Origin of the sequence: Streptomyces wedmorensis (genome assembly GCF_000716445.1) — a bacterium.
GTDB lineage: Bacteria > Actinomycetota > Actinomycetes > Streptomycetales > Streptomycetaceae > Streptomyces > Streptomyces wedmorensis.
Map to the genome: position 1 here is coordinate 17,234 of NZ_JNWK01000015.1, position 14,262 is coordinate 31,495.

Below are 14,262 nucleotides of genomic sequence, written 5' to 3' on the forward strand. Positions count from 1 at the left end.
CCGGATCAGTCCTCCGGCAGCTCGACCGGGGCGATCTCGTCGTACACGTCGCCCGGACCGGGGTTGGTGGCGTCGGTGGAGCCGCCGAAGTGGTGCATCACGCCCCACACCGCGTTGAGCGCCGTCTGCACCGCGCCCTCGGCCCAGCCGGCCGTCCAGGAGATGTCGTCGCCCGCGAGGAAGATGCCCCGCTTGTCCTCGGGCAGCCGGTCCTGCATGAAGTGCGTGAACAGGCGCCGCTGGTAGCGGTAGTGGCCGGGCAGGTTGGCCTTGAAGGCGCCCATGAAGTAGGGCTCGTTCTCCCAGGAGACCGTCACCGGGTTGCCGATGATGTGCTTCCGGATGTCGACCTTCGGGTAGATCTCGCCGAGCGACTTCAGCATGACCTCCATCCGCTCGTTCGCGGAGAGCGGCAGCCACTTCAGGCTGTCGTCGCACCAGGTGTACGAGAGGCAGATGGTGGCCGGCTTGTCCGGGCCGTCGTCGAGCAGGTACGTGCCGCGGGTCATCCGGTCGGTCAGCGTCATCGACATGACGTCGCGGCCGGTCTCCTCGTCCTTGTCCAGCCAGAACGGCCGGTCCACGGGCACGAAGAGCTTCGACGACTCCATGTAGTGGGTGCGCTCGATCGCCGTCCAGTGGTCGATCGGGAAGAGCGAGTCGTCGCAGGCGATCTTGGAGAGCAGCATCCAGGACTGGGCGGTGAAGATCGCCGCCTGGTAGGTGCGGATGTCGCCGGAGGCGTCGGTGACCGTGATGCGGTTGCCGGCGGTCCGGTTCAGCCGGGTCACGGCCGGCTTCGGGGCGCCCTCGTGCAGGGAGCTGAGCGAGGTGCCCTGCTCCCAGTGGATGATCTTCCCCGGCTCGCGCTCCCACAGGCGCAGCGGCAGCTGCTGCGAGCCGCCGACGATGCCGCGGTGGTGGTCGTCGGCCTCGGTGTAGACGACGCGGAGGATCTCCAGGATGGAGTTCGGGAAGTCGGTGTCCCAGCCGCCGGTGCCGAAGCCGACCTGGCCGAAGATCTCGCGGTGGCGGAAGGACTTGAAGGCCTCCGACTCGCAGAGGAAGCCGTAGAAGGTCTGGTTGTCGAGCTTCTCGACGAGCTTCGACCAGATCTCGCGGATGCGCGGGACGTCGCGCTCGCGCATGGCCTGGTTCATGTCGGAGAAGTCGGCGCCCTCGTCGAGACAGGCGTTCCACGCGTTCATCACGTCGCGGTAGACCTGCGGCAGGTCGTCGACGGTGGTGGCGTAGTGCGACTCGCCCTTGAGGTCGACGACGGTCGACGGGGTCGACTCGGCCAGCGGGTTCGGGAAGGGCGTGGTCTCCAGACCGACCAGGTCGATGTAGTGCTGGAGCGCGGTCGAGGAGGGCGGGAAGCGCATGGCGCCCATCTCGGCGGTCAGGCCCTCGGTGGCGGTGCCCTCGAAGCCCACGGTGCGCAGTCGGCCGCCGATCTGGTCGGCCTCGTAGACGACGGGCTTGAGGCCCATCTTCATCAGCTCGTACGCGGCGATGATGCCGGAGAGACCGCCTCCGATGACCGCGACCTCGGTGCCGTGCTCGGTCGCCGGTATCTGGCCGAGTCCGGCCGGGTGGGCCAGGAAGTCGTCGTAGGCGTACGGGAAGTCCGGACCGAACATGGTGATCGGCGGCTGGCCGTCGCTGTGGGGGACGGCGGTCGTGGGCACCGTGGACGTCATGGGGTACGGACTCCTTGCACGGAAAAAAGAGATGAGGCGGGAAGCTGTGGGGGCGGCTCAGACGAGGGAGCCGTAGAGGCCCGGGCGCCGGTCGCGGAGGTAGGGGTTCTCCTTGCGGGAGGCCGCGAGGAAGGCCGGGTCGACGTCGCCGAGGACGAGGTCCTCGCCGCGCCCGGCACGGGCGCGGGCGGTGCCGTCGGGGCCGGCCAGCGTCGAGAGGCCGACGAACTCGAAGTCCCCCTCGGGGCCGGTCCGGTTGGCGTACGCGATGTACAGCTGGTTCTCGAAGGCGCGGACCGGCACCACGGACAGGGGCACGACCTCGGCGGGGTGCATGAGCGCGGTCGGCACGAGGAGGAGGTCCGTGCCGGCCAGCGCCTGCGCCCGCACGTTCTCCGGGAACTCGACGTCGTAGCAGATCATCAGGCCGACGGTGAGTCCGCCGAGCTCGGCCTGGACGACGGCCTGGTCACCGGGGGTGAACCAGGTCGCCTCGAAGTCGCCGAAGAGGTGCGTCTTGCGGTAGTTCGCGAGCGGGGCCCCGTCGGCTCCGATCAGCTGGGCCGCGTTGTACAGGACCCCGTGCCGCTCGGTGTCCCGCTCCGGGTAGCCGTAGCCCACGGCCAGTCCGTGGCGTACGGCGACGGCGGCGACGGCCCGGGAGGAGGGCCCGTCGACCGGCTCGGCCAGGCGCGCCATGTCGGCGCCGATCGCGTACCCGGTGAGGAAGAGCTCGGGGGCGAGCAGCAGGTCCGCTCCGGCGGCCGCGGCACGGGCGGCCGCCTCGTCGAGGATCTTGATGTTGGCGGCCACGTCACCGAGCTCACCGGAGCTCTGGAGCAGGGCGGTGCGCAGCGCGGGCATCAGCGATCCTCGGGGGTCGGAGTACAAGGGGAAGACGTCAAAAACGGTACGGTTTCGGGCTCCGTCCGGACAAGGCGGGAGCGTTGCGGACCGACCGTCGAAGCGTTGCGCGATTGCGCGGGTCGGCGGCGATTCGTTGCGCGGGGTTCCGCCCCCGGGCGTACGCCTTCCCCGCCGCGCGGCGGAGACGCGAACCCTCCCCCGGCCCGACGTCCGGCGGCGAGCCGGCCGGAAGAGTGGTGGTCGTCCGGTTGACCTGCCGAAAGGACCCCATCATGAACCGCCGTACGAAGATCGCCGCCGTGGGCTTCGCCCTGCTGCTGACCGTGGGGGCGGGCGGCTCGGCCGTCGCCATGGCCGACTTCGCCGCGCCCGGCGCGGACGGGCGGCCGGTGGTCCGCGAGGCCGCCGCGCTGACCGGCACCGCCAAGCTGTACCGGCCGGCCGGGGACGACATCACGTTCTCCTTCGACGCGCACCTGGCGGCGAAGGACAACACGGATCCGCAGGCCGCGACCGGCACCTTCCGGGTCAGCCACTACAAGGACGGCAAGGGCGGCTACGCGGTGGCGAAGGTCGACTGCCTCACCACGGGCGGCAAGGTCGCCGTGGTGACGGGCAAGGTGATCGAGACCGACCTGGACGCCTTCCGGAACAAGCGCGTCGGGGTCTCGGTGCACGACGACGGCAAGCGCGACCGCCTGGGCTACAGCTGGGTCGGGCGGGACACGGACCTCGAGGTTCCGCCGTGCCTGAGCTCCGCCCCCTTCGAGAAGGTCCTGCCCGGCACCGGCGACTTCAAGGTGCTGCCCTGGCAGCTCGACTACCCGACCGAGTAGTCACCCGCGACGGCCGCGGGGACGGTACGGGAACCACGGCTTGCACCGCCCCCGCGGCTCATCGACAGGACCTAGGCGGGCGAGCCCGAGGAGAAGCGGCGCAGCAGCGGCGACAGCACCAGGACCGACTTGGTGCGCTCCACGAACGGCTCGCCCGCGATGCGCTCCAGGACCCGCTCGAAGTGGCGCATGTCCGAGGCGAAGACCTGTACGACGGCGTCCGCGTCACCGGTGACGGTCGACGCGGACACCACCTCGGGATACCGCTCCAGACCCCGCCGGATGTCGTCCGGCGAGGTGTTGTGGCGGCAGTAGATCTCGACGAACCCCTCGGTCTCCCAGCCGAGCGCCGCCGGGTCCACCCGTACGGTGAAGCCGGTGATGGCGCCCTCCGCCCGGAGCCGGTCCACGCGCCGCTTCACGGCGGGCGCGGAGAGACCTACGAGCGAGCCGATGTCGGCGTAGCTGCGGCGGGCGTCCTCCGCGAGGGCGTGGACGATGCGTTCGTCGAGGTCGTTGAGTCGCACTACGGGTGGATCACTTCTCTGCTGATGCTGCTGACGCTGCGGTGGCCAGTCGGGAGCGGCGCATGCCGTACAGGAAGTAGAACACGAGCCCGGCGGCCATCCAGCAACCGAAGACCACCCAGGTGGTGGTGCCGAGGCTGAACATGTTGTAGACGCAGAAGCCGAAGCCGAGGATGGGGAAGGTCCAGCCCAGCGGCACCTTGAAGGTGCGGTCCATGGTCGGGCGGGTCTTGCGGAGGATGATCACCGCGATGTTGACCAGGGCGAAGGCGAAGAGCGTGCCGATGCTGGTCGCGTCGACGAGCTCGCCGAGCGGGATGCAGGCGGCGAGGATGCCGCAGAAGAGCGAGACGATGACCGTGTTGACGCGGGGGGTGCCGGTCTTGGTGCTGACCTTGCCGAAGACCTTCGGGACGAGACCGTCGCGGGACATCGCGAAGAGCACACGGGTCTGGCCGTAGAGGACGGTCAGGACGACGCTCGCGATGGAGATGACGGCGCCGGCGGCGAGCAGGGTGCCCCAGAAGGTCTGGCCGCTGACGTCGTTCATGATCGCCGCGAGGGAGGCCTCGGAGCCCTCGAACTTCTTCCAGTTCCACGCGCCGACGGCCACTGCGGCGACGAGGACGTAGAGGGCGGTGACGATGATCAGCGAGAGCATGATCGCCCGCGGCAGGTCGCGCTGCGGGTTCTTCGCCTCCTCACCGGCGGTGGAGGCGGCGTCGAAGCCGATGTACGAGAAGAAGAGGCTGGCACCGGCGGCGCTCACGCCGGCCATGCCGAGCGGCATGAAGTCGGCGTAGTTGCCGGACTTGAAGCCCATGAAGCCGATCGTGCAGAAGAGCACGAGCGCGGCGATCTTCACCACGACCATGATCGTGTTGGCGCGGGCGGACTCCTTGGCGCCGCCGAGCAGGAAGACCATCGCGAGCAGGACCACGATCAGGGCCGGCAGGTTGACGATGCCGCCCTCGCCGGGCGCGGAGGAGAGCGCGTCGGGGATCGTGACGCCGATGGTTCCGTCGAGGAGCTCGTTGACGTACTCGCCCCAGCCGACGGCCACGGCGGCCACCGAGACGCCGTACTCCAGGACCAGGCACCAGCCGCAGACCCAGGCGACGAGTTCGCCCATCGTTGCGTACGCGTACGAGTACGAGGATCCGGCGACCGGGATGGTGCCGGCCAGCTCGGCGTACGAGAGGGCCGAGAAGAGCGCGGTCAGGCCGGCTATGACGAAGGCCACGGTGACCGCGGGACCGGCCTGCGGAACGGCGTCGCCCAGGACGACGAAGATGCCGGTGCCGAGCGTGGCACCAATGCTGATCATGGTCAGCTGCCACATGGAAAGCGAGCGGCGGAGGCTGCCGCCCTCACCCTGCCCACCCTCCGCGACCAGGCGTTCCACCGGCTTGCGCCGGACGAGTGCGCCGAGAGCGGAGGTCTTCGGGGTGGCCGTGTCGACGACCGGCGGGGCTGCGCCTTGATCCAGCACTGCGGAGGCTCCTTATCGCTGCCTGTGGGGCGGAGCGGGGACCGCGGCGGTGCGAGGGCATGACTGAGCAAGCCCACGGGGGACGGAACCGCCGAGCAGGCGGTCGCCGCCACTCCTGGTACGGGGCACGAGCCTAAGGGGCAGAGGTTCGCACTCGTAATGCAGGGTTGTTGCGCAGTGCCGGATGATCATTGCGCGCTTCGGGCACAGACGGGCAAACATTGCGCTCCCCCGCATGAATCGACACATCAGGTGTGAACCGGCACTCGCACGCGTATGGACTCCTCAGGGCCGATGACCGACCCTGCGAGCTCCTGACGACCGCACGATCGGAGGCCCCGGTGGGCTGGCTCGACCCGGCACCGTTCCTGCGCGGCACGGCCTGGCTGGACGGACGGCGACCCGTGCGCGCGGACCCGGACGACCTCGAACGACTGCCCTGGGACATCGCCGCGCGGGCCGCGCTGCCCATCGGCGTACGCATCGAGTTCACGGCCGCGCCCGGCACGCGCGCGGTGCGACTGCGCTACCGGGCGGACGTCCCGCGACCGGACGACCCCCTGGCCGCGCTGCGCCACTGCTTCTCCCTCTGGCAGGGCACCCGGCTCGTCCGCGAGGCCTACGCCGCCCCGGCCGCCGAGGCCACCGTCACGCTGCCGCTGCCCGCCCACGGCGGCGACTTCGCCGTCCACCTGCCCGAGGGCCAGGCTCCCGTGCCGCTCGCCCTGCGCGCCGTGGGCGGCGCCCTGTCGCCCGCCCCTGCCCGCCCGCGCTGGCTCGTGCACGGCGACTCCATCACCGAAGGCTGGTGGTCGACCCGCCCCGCCCACTCCTGGCCCGCCACGGCCGGCCGCCTCCTCGGCCTCGACCCGGTCAACCTCGGATACGCCGGCGGCGCGCGCGGCGAGCTCCCCCTCGCCGAGCACCTGGCACGGCTTCCCGGCGAGGCCATCACGCTCGCCTTCGGCACGAACTGCTGGTCCAAGGCGCCCGCCACGGCCGACTGGCTCTACGCCACCGTCCGCGCCTTCGTCGGGCTCGTCCGCCGGGGCCATCCGGCCACCCCGCTCCTCATCCTCTCCCCCGTCCTCCGCCCCGAGGCCGAGCACACCCCCAACGCGCTCGGCACCACGCTCACCCAGCTGCGGCGTGCCATGGAGCGGGCGGGCCACGATCTCGCCGCGGAGGGCGACGCGCATCTCCACGTCCTCTCCGGCCGCTCGCTGCTCCGCCCCGAGCACCTCGCCGACGGGCTTCACCCCGACGATCGCGGCCACGCCCTCATCGCCTCCGCCGTCACCCAGGCCCTCCACCCCCACACCCCCCACTGACCCCCGCGCCCTGCGCCCGCGCCCCGCCGTGTGGGCCGGCACCCATGCGGGCCGTACCCGTCGCCCACCCCCGTGTGGGCCTGCGCCCATGCGGGCCGTACCCTTCGCCCCCCGTGTGGGCAATCGTCCCGCTGGGGCGGGACGGATGGGCACACGGGACGGCGCCCTCGGCGGCGCCTCCGCCCCTTGTGCCTGGACCCGCACTCGTTGCGCACCGCACTGTTGGTGCGGGTTCGGGCGCGGAAGCCTGGGCCCGGCAAGGGGCGCCGTCCGTTGTGCCCACCCGTTCCGCCCCAGCGGAACGACTGCCCACAACGAGGCGGGGCCGGGGGGCGGAGCCCACAACGGGGCGGCGGCGCGGGGGTGGGCACCGCCCCGGCGGAAGGGCTGCCACGCGGGCGGGCGGATGCCGAAGGGCCCCCGGGAGTGGTGTCCCGGGGGCCCTGGGGCGTGGAGCGACTAGCTCCAGCTGGCGTGGAGGGGCTTGCCTTCGGCGTAGCCGGCGGCGGACTGGATGCCGATGGTGGCCTTGTCCTCGAACTCGGCCAGCGAGTTGGCGCCGGCGTAGGTGCAGGAGGAGCGGACGCCGGCGATGATCGAGTCGATCAGGTCCTCGACGCCCGGACGCTGCGGGTCGAGGAACATGCGCGAGGTGGAGATGCCCTCCTCGAACAGACCCTTGCGAGCGCGGTCGTAGGCGGACTCGTCCGAGGTCCGGTTCCGGACGGCGCGGGCCGAGGCCATGCCGAAGGACTCCTTGTACGCACGCCCCTGGGCGTCGTGCTGGAGGTCACCCGGGGACTCGTACGTCCCGGCGAACCAGGAGCCGATCATGACGTTGGACGCGCCGGCGGCGAGCGCCATGGCGACGTCGCGCGGGTGGCGGACACCGCCGTCGGCCCAGACGTGCTTGCCGTACTTCTTGGCCTCGGCGGCGCACTCCAGGACGGCCGAGAACTGCGGGCGGCCGACGCCGGTCATCATGCGGGTGGTGCACATGGCGCCGGGGCCGACGCCGACCTTGATGATGTCCGCGCCCGCCTCGATGAGGTCCTTGACGCCCTCGGCGGCGACGATGTTGCCCGCGACGATCGGGACCTGCGGGTCGAGCGCCCGCACGGTACGGATCGCGCTGATCATCGACTCCTGGTGGCCGTGCGCGGTGTCGATGACGAGCGTGTCGACGCCCGCGTCGAGGAGCTGCTTGGCCTTGCCCGCCACGTCGCCGTTGATGCCGACGGCGGCGGCGATGCGCAGCTTGCCGGCCTTGTCGACGGCGGGCTTGTACAGCGTCGCGCGCAGCGCGCCCTTGCGGGTGAGGATGCCGACGAGCTTGCCGTCCGCGTCCACGGCCGGGGCGTACCGGCGGTTGGCGGCGTCGAGCGTGTTGAAGGCCTCGCGCGGGTCGATGTCGGCGTCCAGGAGCAGCAGGTCCCTGGACATGACCTCGGAGAGCTGGGTGAAGCGGTCGACGCCGGAGAGGTCGGCGTCGGTGACGACGCCCACCGGGCGGCGGTTCTCGTCGACGACGACACCGGCGTCGTGGGCCCGCTTGGGGAGCAGCGAGAGCGCGTCGGCGACGGTCTGGTGGGGCTCCAGGACGATCGGGGTGTCCAGGACGTGGTGGCGGCTCTTGACCCATGTGATGACGTCGGTGACGACCTCGATGGGGATGTCCTGGGGGATGACGACGAGTCCGCCGCGGCGGGCCACCGTCTCGGCCATCCGGCGGCCGGCGATCGCGGTCATGTTGGCGACGACCAGCGGGATCGTCGTGCCGGTTCCGTCCGGCGAGGAGAGGTCCACCGCCTGGCGGGAACCGACGGCCGAGCGGCTCGGCACCATGAAGACATCGTCGTACGTCAGGTCGTAGGGCGGCTTGACGTCATTGAGGAAACGCACGTGCTGACATCCCAGTCGTTCGGATCGGCCCCTAGGCATTTCAGCCAGGGGAAAAAGCACGTAGTTCATTGTCCCACGTCAGGTGCGTGGGGCGATGCGGGCGGATCGTCCGAGCCTTGCGGGAGCGTGCCTGTCGGTTCCTCCAAACCGCCGAGCGAGAGGAGGACTGCGAGGCCGTGGACGCTGACGCGCGCCGCCGCGGAGAACACTTCCTCGGCGGTCGCCCATTCGTCCGGGCTGGCCTCCTCGTAAGCCTGCCAGCCGGTCACCACGATCGCCATGGGTTCGCGCATATCGGCGAGGCAGTCGGCGAGGGCGTCCCAGTTGCGCCCGAACCACACCGGCAGCGGCAGGGCCCGCACGCAGCGGTTCATGAAGGCGGTCTTGTCGGTGACTCCGTGCAGGTCCAGTACGACGGGGCGGGAGAGGTCGGGGGCCTCGTGGCCCGTGCGGTGGGTCGCGTTCACGGTGCGACCACCTCCCGGAAGCTCTGGTAGTGGTCGTCGGTGTAGTACGTCTCCCCGCCCCGCCCGGTGACGATGCGCCGGGCGCCGCGATCACGCTCGCCGGGCGTCCGGACCGTGTACTCGTGGTAGTAGCCGCGTGCGCGCCGCGGCAGGACCCGCTCGAAGTTGCCGAAGACGGCCCCGTCCTTGGCGTACGGGAAGGGCCCGCCCTGTTCGATGAGCCTCAGCGTCTCCCGCGCCTCGGGCGGCAGGTCCGCGACGCGTACCACCGGCAGCGTGGACGCCCGGGACGGGGTGGCGGCGGAGGCGGGCGCCCGGGACGGGGTGGGAGCCTCCGGCGGCGTGGCCGCCGCGCTCGCGGGTGCGGACGACACGGCCGTCCCGGCTCGCGGGGCCTGGGCGGCCTCGCCGCCCGAGCAGCCGGTGAGGAGCAGCGAGACACCCGCGAACAGCGCGAGCACGGCCCGCGCGCACCTGAGGATCACGGTCCCGATGCTGCCACCGCGCCCCAGCTCCCGCGTCGCGGGCGCGCCGCGGGCCTACGGCCCCGGCCGCGGGCCCGCCGGGCGTCGGTCCGTTCAGCCGCCGTCGGGGTCCTTGCGGTCGAGGGCCGGGTGGGTGCCAGGGCTGGACTCGGTGAGGAGGTAGTCGGCGGCGGCGCGGTCCGTGACGAGGCTGGTGACGAGGCCGGAGCGGAGCACCGCGCCGATCGCCGCCGCCTTGCGCTGGCCGCCGGCGATCGCGACGACCTCGGGGATGCGGCGCAGCCGGTCCGCCTCGACGGTGATGCAGCGCTCGCCGAGGTCGCGGCCGACCCGCCGGCCCTCGGTGTCGAAGAGGTGGGCCGACATCTCGGCGGCGACGCCCAGGGAGGCGTAGTGGGCCCGCTCGGCGTCGGAGAGCATGTCGTGGACGGTCGAGATGCCCGGCTCCCAGGAGCCGATGGAGACGCAGGCGACGGTCACCTTGTCGAAGTACTCGAAGGCGCGCGCGATGCCGGTCTGGCTGCGCAGGGCGGCCGCGGTCGCCGGGTCGGGGAGCAGCATGGGCGCGTAGATGGGGTGGGCCTCGCCGCCGGAGACCTGGGCGGCGCGCCGGACGGCCTCGACGGAGCCGCGCTCGGCGGTGCCGGCGTCGTACACGCCGGTGAGCTGGACGACGGTGCAGGGCGGCAGCCGGTCGAGGGCCGCGGCCATGTGGATGGTGGAGCGGCCCCAGGCCAGGCCGAGGACGTCGCCCTCGGTGACCAGTTCGCCGAGGAGGTCGGCCGCGACCTCGCCGAGGTTCTCCGGGTCGGGCGACTCGTCGTCGCCCTCCGCCGGGGACTCGACGACGACGGCGTGGCGGAGCCCGTAGCGGGCGCGCAGCGCGTCGGAGCGCTCGGCGTCCAGCTCGGCCGGTACGCGGATCTCGATCCGTACGAGGTCGCGCTCCAGGGCGGTCTCCAGGACCCGGGCCACCTTGAAGCGGCTCACGCCGAACTCCTCGGCGATCTGGATCTTGGACTTGCCCTCGAGGTAGAAGCGGCGGGCCATGGCCGCCGCCTGCACCAGCTCCGCGGGGCCCATCCGCAGGGCTGACCGTCCCGCCGACATTCCCGCCACCGCGATCTCCTCACTGCTGTTCACGTACCGCTGTTCACGTACGGAAGTCACGTACCGATGCCGTTCACACTCTGGACTCGCCGTTCATCCTGTCAGATCCGGCGGCCCTTGATCAGTCCTGTCGGCGGCCCGATGGACCCCGTTCATCCGCCGGAGGCTCAGTGGCCACACGCCCACGGGGCGGAGGCCGTCGCGGCCTCCGCGCGGGCCCGCAGCGAAGCGACGGCGGCGGCCGGGTCGGCCGCGCCGTACACCGCGGAACCCGCGACGAAGACGTCGGCGCCGGCCTCGGCGCACCGCTCGATGGTGGACTCGGCGACCCCGCCGTCGACCTGGAGCCACAGCTCCAGACCGTGCTTGGAGATCAGCTCCCGAGTACGGCGGATCTTGGGCAGCATGATGTCGAGGAACGCCTGGCCGCCGAAGCCGGGCTCGACGGTCATGATCAGCAGCATGTCGAGCTCGGGGAGCAGGTCCTCGTACGGCTCGATGGGCGTGGCCGGCTTGAGTGCCATCGAGGCGCGCGCGCCCTTGGCCCGGATCTCCCGCGCGAGTCGCACCGGAGCGGCGGCCGCCTCGACGTGGAAGGTCACCGACCCGGCGCCCGCCTCCACGTACTGCGGGGCCCAGCGGTCCGGGTCCTCGATCATCAGGTGGCAGTCGAGCGGCGTGTCCGTCGCCCTGGCCAGGGACTCCACGATCGGCACGCCCAGCGTCAGGTTGGGCACGAAGTGGTTGTCCATCACGTCGACGTGCAGCCAGTCGGCACCGCCGACGGCCTTCGCCTCATCGGCGAGCCGGGCGAAGTCCGCGGACAGGATGCTGGGGTTGATCTGCGCCATGTGCCAAGCCTCCCACGTTCTTGGGTACTTCTTTGCCGCTGAGCGGTTTCGGTTCCGGTCCAGACCAATTTCGGTACGAAACGACGAGCCACGGACCGGGACGGACCGGGAGATTGCGGTCAGGCGGTACGGCGCAGCAGTGCCAGGTACATGGCGTCCGTACCGTGCAGATGCGGCCACAGCTGTACGTCCGGGCCGTCACCGAGGGCCGGGACGCCGGGCAGCAGCGGGCGGGCGTCGATCAGTTCGGCGCCGCCGACCTTCTTCAGGACGTCGTCGACGACCACCCGGGTCTCCGCCAGATGCGGCGAGCAGGTCGCGTACCCCACCACTCCCCCGACGCGCACGGCGCTCAGCGCCTCGGTCAGCAGCGCGCGCTGGAGCGGGGCGAAGCCGTCCAGGTCCTCGGGGCGGCGGCGCCAGCGGGCCTCCGGGCGGCGGCGCAGGGCACCGAGGCCCGAGCAGGGCACGTCCATCAGGACCCGGTCGAAGGACCCGGGGCGCCACGGCGGCCGGGTGCCGTCCGCCGCGATCACCTGGTACGGCCCCGGGTTGCCGGCGAGCGCGCGCTCGACGAGCCGGGCGCGGTGCGGCTGCTTCTCGGAGGCGAGCAGCGCGGCGCCGCGCTCGGAGGCCAGCGCGGCCAGCAGCGCGGCCTTGCCGCCGGGTCCCGCGCAGCCGTCGAGCCAGCGGGTGTCGGAGCCTTCCAGGGGCGCGTTCGCCAGGGCGATCGCGACGAGCTGGCTGCCCTCGTCCTGGACGCCGGCGCGGCCCTCCTTCACCGCCTCGATGGCGCCGGGCTCGCCGCCCTCGGCCATCCGGAGGGCGTACGGGGACCAGCGGCCCGGCAGCGTCTCGGTGGCCGCCGCGAGCTCGTCGGCCGTGGCGCGGCCGGGGCGGGCGACGAGGGTGACCTCGGGACGCTCGTTGTCGGCCTCCAGGAGGTCCTCGATGCCGGCGCGGCCGCCGCCGAGGGAGTCCCAGAGCGCCGAGACGACCCAGCGGGGGTGCGAGTGGACGACGGCGAGGTGGTCCTCGGGGTCCTGGTCGTACGGCGGGGCGACCTGCGCCACCCAGGCGTCGAGGTCCTGCTGCGAGATCTTCCGCAGCACGGCGTTCACGAACTTGGCCCGGCCGTCGCCGAGCACCACGCGGGCCAGCTCGACGCTCGCGGAGACGGCGGCGTGCGTCGGGATCCGGGTGCCCAGGAGCTGGTGGGCGCCGAGCGCGAGGACGTCGAGGACGGGCGGGTCGACCTCCCGCAGCGGCCGGTCGATGCACGCCGAGATGATCGCGTCGTACGTGCCCTGGCGCCGCAGCGTCCCGTATACGAGCTCGGTCGCCAGCGCCGCGTCCCGGCCGTCGAAGTCGCCCTTCTCCCGGGCCTTCCTCAGCAGCGGCGGCAGCACCAGGTTCGCGTAGGCGTCCCGCTCGTCCACCGCCCTCAGCGCCTCGAAGGCCAGCATCCGGACCGGGTCCTTCTGGGGCCTCCGGTAGGGCTTGTGGGGACGGCGACGTGCCTGCTCGCTCAAAGGTGCTCCGCGTGACGAAATGACGAGGTCGAACATGCCGGCCCTGAAGCGGCCGGTCCCACCAAGCCTACGTCCGCCGTCTCCCCGGCCGCGCCACAGGCCTGGGGGCCTGCCCGGTCGGGCCGGGCGTCGCGCGCCCGGCCCGACCGGTGGGACGCCGTCACGCGCCCAGGCGCTCGCCCGCGGCGATGCGGACGCCTCGGGCCCAGTCCGCGGCCTTCATCGGCTTCTTGCCCTGGGGCTGGACCCAGAGCAGTTCGACGGCGTGGGAGCCGGTGCCGGCGTAGACGTTGTTCTTGCCGACGGAGAGCTCGCCGGGGGCGAGGTCGGTGCGGTCCGGGAGGGGGGCGACCTGGATGAGCTTGAGGCGCTCGCCGCGGAAGACGGTCCAGGCACCGGGTGCGGGGGTGCAGCCGCGGACCACCCGGTCCACCCGCATGGCGGGGACGGCGAAGTCGACGTGGGCGTCCTCGACCTGGATCTTGGGGGCGAGGGTGATGCCCTCGACGGGCTGCGGGACGGCGTGCAGGGCGCCGTCCTCGATGCCGTCCATGGTCGCGGCGAGGAGTCCGGCGCCCGCGAAGGCGAGCCGGGTCAGCAGGTCGCCGCTGGTGTCGGTGGGACGGATGTCCTCGGTGACGACGCCGTAGACCGGGCCCGAGTCGAGGCCCTCCTCGATCAGGAAGGTGGACGCTCCGGTCACCTCGTCGCCGGACATCAGGGAGTGCTGCACGGGGGCGGCGCCGCGCCACGCGGGCAGCAGCGAGAAGTGCAGGTTGACCCAGCCCCGGGCGGGGATGTCGAGGGCGACCTTGGGCAGCAGCGCGCCGTAGGCGACGACCGGGCAGCAGTCCGGCGCGATCTCCCGCAGCCGGGCGAGGAACTCCTCGTCGCGGGGCCTGGCCGGCTTCAGGACCTCGATCCCGGCCTCCTCCGCCCGCTGGGCCACCGGGCTGGCGACGAGCCGCCGGCCGCGTCCCGCCGGGGCGTCCGGCCGGGTGAGCACGGCCGCCACCTCGTGCCGGCCGGAGGCGAGCAGGGCGTCCAGTGCGGGTACGGCGACCTCGGGGGTGCCTGCGAAGACGAGCTTCATGAGTGGCGACTGCCTGTCTCTCCGGGGGCTTTACGAGCAGCGCACCAGTCTAGGGGGTGTCCTGTC

Annotated in this window: 13 protein-coding genes; 2 read left to right on the top strand and 11 right to left on the bottom strand. The window is 72.3% G+C overall.

The window, feature by feature from the left end; all coding sequences use genetic code 11:
• Positions 1 to 5: 5 nt before the first annotated feature.
• Both OO54_RS14240 and OO54_RS14245 read right to left on the bottom strand, forming a co-directional pair.
• Entirely contained in the window at positions 6 to 1,703 is a 1,698-nt protein-coding gene (locus tag OO54_RS14240) for a flavin monoamine oxidase family protein (RefSeq protein ID WP_033203252.1), read from the bottom strand.
• Between the two features lie 57 nt (positions 1,704 to 1,760).
• Positions 1,761 to 2,567: a carbon-nitrogen hydrolase family protein gene (locus tag OO54_RS14245; RefSeq protein WP_033203253.1), complete on the bottom strand. Its 807-nt coding sequence runs from the start codon at positions 2,565 to 2,567 to the stop codon at positions 1,761 to 1,763.
• Between the two features lie 275 nt (positions 2,568 to 2,842).
• On the opposite strand from OO54_RS14245, the gene OO54_RS14250 reads away from it, so the two are divergent.
• Positions 2,843 to 3,406 carry a hypothetical protein gene (locus tag OO54_RS14250; RefSeq protein ID WP_033203254.1) on the top strand — a complete coding sequence of 188 codons (564 nt, stop codon included), beginning with the start codon at positions 2,843 to 2,845 and terminating at the stop codon, positions 3,404 to 3,406.
• A gap of 71 nt (positions 3,407 to 3,477) precedes the next feature.
• On the opposite strand, the gene OO54_RS14255 is transcribed toward OO54_RS14250, so the two are convergent.
• Together OO54_RS14255 and OO54_RS14260 are read right to left on the bottom strand one after the other, a co-directional pair.
• On the bottom strand, positions 3,478 to 3,933 hold the full coding sequence (locus OO54_RS14255) for an Lrp/AsnC family transcriptional regulator (RefSeq protein ID WP_015032260.1): 456 nt from the start codon (positions 3,931 to 3,933) through the stop codon (positions 3,478 to 3,480).
• A gap of 10 nt (positions 3,934 to 3,943) precedes the next feature.
• The gene (locus OO54_RS14260; RefSeq protein ID WP_033203255.1) at positions 3,944 to 5,425 is read right to left on the bottom strand and encodes an amino acid permease; all 1,482 of its coding nucleotides are present in this window, start codon (positions 5,423 to 5,425) and stop codon (positions 3,944 to 3,946) included.
• A 341-nt stretch (positions 5,426 to 5,766) separates the two neighbouring features.
• On the opposite strand from OO54_RS14260, the gene OO54_RS14265 reads away from it, so the two are divergent.
• Positions 5,767 to 6,756, top strand: a complete 990-nt coding sequence (locus OO54_RS14265; RefSeq protein WP_033203256.1) for a GDSL-type esterase/lipase family protein — start codon at positions 5,767 to 5,769, stop codon at positions 6,754 to 6,756.
• Between the two features lie 459 nt (positions 6,757 to 7,215).
• Here the strand turns inward: OO54_RS14265 and OO54_RS14270 are convergent, their stop codons facing one another.
• The 7 genes from OO54_RS14270 to fmt form a co-directional block, all read right to left on the bottom strand.
• A complete protein-coding gene (locus OO54_RS14270; protein WP_026058766.1) occupies positions 7,216 to 8,658 on the bottom strand; it encodes a GuaB1 family IMP dehydrogenase-related protein in 1,443 nt (480 codons plus the stop codon).
• Between the two features lie 65 nt (positions 8,659 to 8,723).
• The gene (locus OO54_RS14275; protein WP_324611691.1) at positions 8,724 to 9,125 is read right to left on the bottom strand and encodes a barstar family protein; all 402 of its coding nucleotides are present in this window, start codon (positions 9,123 to 9,125) and stop codon (positions 8,724 to 8,726) included.
• A complete protein-coding gene (locus OO54_RS14280) occupies positions 9,122 to 9,610 on the bottom strand; it encodes a guanyl-specific ribonuclease (protein WP_033203258.1) in 489 nt (162 codons plus the stop codon). Before OO54_RS14280 ends, OO54_RS14275 begins: the two co-directional genes overlap by 4 nt.
• A gap of 93 nt (positions 9,611 to 9,703) precedes the next feature.
• On the bottom strand, positions 9,704 to 10,720 hold the full coding sequence (locus OO54_RS14285; RefSeq protein ID WP_033203259.1) for a sugar-binding transcriptional regulator: 1,017 nt from the start codon (positions 10,718 to 10,720) through the stop codon (positions 9,704 to 9,706).
• 167 nt (positions 10,721 to 10,887) lie between these two features.
• Positions 10,888 to 11,571, bottom strand: a complete 684-nt coding sequence (gene rpe, locus OO54_RS14290) for a ribulose-phosphate 3-epimerase (protein WP_033203260.1) — start codon at positions 11,569 to 11,571, stop codon at positions 10,888 to 10,890.
• A 119-nt stretch (positions 11,572 to 11,690) separates the two neighbouring features.
• Positions 11,691 to 13,103, bottom strand: coding sequence for an RsmB/NOP family class I SAM-dependent RNA methyltransferase (locus OO54_RS14295; RefSeq protein ID WP_017242212.1), 1,413 nt, complete (start codon positions 13,101 to 13,103; stop codon positions 11,691 to 11,693).
• A gap of 160 nt (positions 13,104 to 13,263) precedes the next feature.
• Positions 13,264 to 14,196, bottom strand: a complete 933-nt coding sequence (fmt, locus tag OO54_RS14300) for a methionyl-tRNA formyltransferase (protein WP_033203261.1) — start codon at positions 14,194 to 14,196, stop codon at positions 13,264 to 13,266.
• Between the last annotated feature and the right edge of the window lie 66 nt (positions 14,197 to 14,262).

What these genes read in the sequence shown, in the direction of transcription:
- OO54_RS14285 (WP_033203259.1), bottom strand. Translation starts at nt 10,720, where the DNA reads ATGTCGGCGGGACGGTCAGCCCTGCGGATGGGCCCCGCGGAGCTGGTG.
- rpe (WP_033203260.1), bottom strand. Translation starts at nt 11,571, where the DNA reads ATGGCGCAGATCAACCCCAGCATCCTGTCCGCGGACTTCGCCCGGCTC.
- OO54_RS14240 (WP_033203252.1), bottom strand. Translation starts at nt 1,703, where the DNA reads ATGACGTCCACGGTGCCCACGACCGCCGTCCCCCACAGCGACGGCCAG.
- OO54_RS14250 (WP_033203254.1), top strand. Translation starts at nt 2,843, where the DNA reads ATGAACCGCCGTACGAAGATCGCCGCCGTGGGCTTCGCCCTGCTGCTG.
- OO54_RS14245 (WP_033203253.1), bottom strand. Translation starts at nt 2,567, where the DNA reads ATGCCCGCGCTGCGCACCGCCCTGCTCCAGAGCTCCGGTGAGCTCGGT.
- fmt (WP_033203261.1), bottom strand. Translation starts at nt 14,196, where the DNA reads ATGAAGCTCGTCTTCGCAGGCACCCCCGAGGTCGCCGTACCCGCACTG.